This is a genomic window from Bowmanella yangjiangensis, from assembly GCF_017255015.1.
In the GTDB taxonomy this organism is placed as follows: domain Bacteria; phylum Pseudomonadota; class Gammaproteobacteria; order Enterobacterales; family Alteromonadaceae; genus Bowmanella; species Bowmanella yangjiangensis.
Map to the genome: position 1 here is coordinate 1 of NZ_JAFKCS010000400.1, position 716 is coordinate 716.

Below are 716 nucleotides of genomic sequence, written 5' to 3' on the forward strand. Positions count from 1 at the left end.
CGTGGATGCCCTCACGACCCAGCGGACCGTAGTGCTGCCAGGGCATGTGGTACCACTGGCGCAGCGTGTTCTTCTGCACGTTCCAGTCGTTCTCCACGTTGCCTTCCAGGCAGTAGTCCTTGACCGCTTCCATGTACTCGCGCCAGGTCTCGAAGTCGTTGCTCTGCTTGCCGGGTAGCAGCTTGAAGAAGGCCGGCAGGGCCGACGCGGGAGGTGCGGCGTCGGGATAGGACTGGCTGAGCTGGAACAGCGGCCCGCTGTATTCCTTGCTCGGTGGCTGGTAACCGAAGTCGGGAAAGGTACCGGCCTGGGCTACCGGGGCGAGCAGTGGGGTGGCCAGTGCCAGGGTGAAGATCAGGGTTCCTTGTGCGTTGCGCATGGATCATCTCCTTATGTGGCCACGCCTGCCTGGCGAGCGGTTCGCGCAGTGAGCGCAGGGTGGCCGTTATCTAGGCTGCGGCGCATCATCCGGTGCGTCGGTTCACGGTGTCGCGGGGCTCCTGAGCGGGGGCGTGGAAAGGTACTCAGGCACGAGCTCGGCATGGCGCCGACGGGCGGGACGACTAGGACGGCGGGCAGGCATGTCGACCTCCATGTCGAGTACGGTGAGGGCACTACTACAGGTGATAGTTGTAGATCATCCTGACGGAAGTGCCATGATCTGGTGCGGCGTCGCCCTGCGCGCCGGCACTCGAACGAGGAATTTCCGATGCTGT

At 64.0% G+C, this 716-nt stretch carries 1 pseudogene; it reads right to left on the reverse strand.

The features are described from left to right. Positions 1 to 379 (reverse strand): annotated as a pseudogene (locus J0A65_RS24810) (hypothetical protein); the annotation flags it as partial. Between the last annotated feature and the right edge of the window lie 337 nt (positions 380 to 716).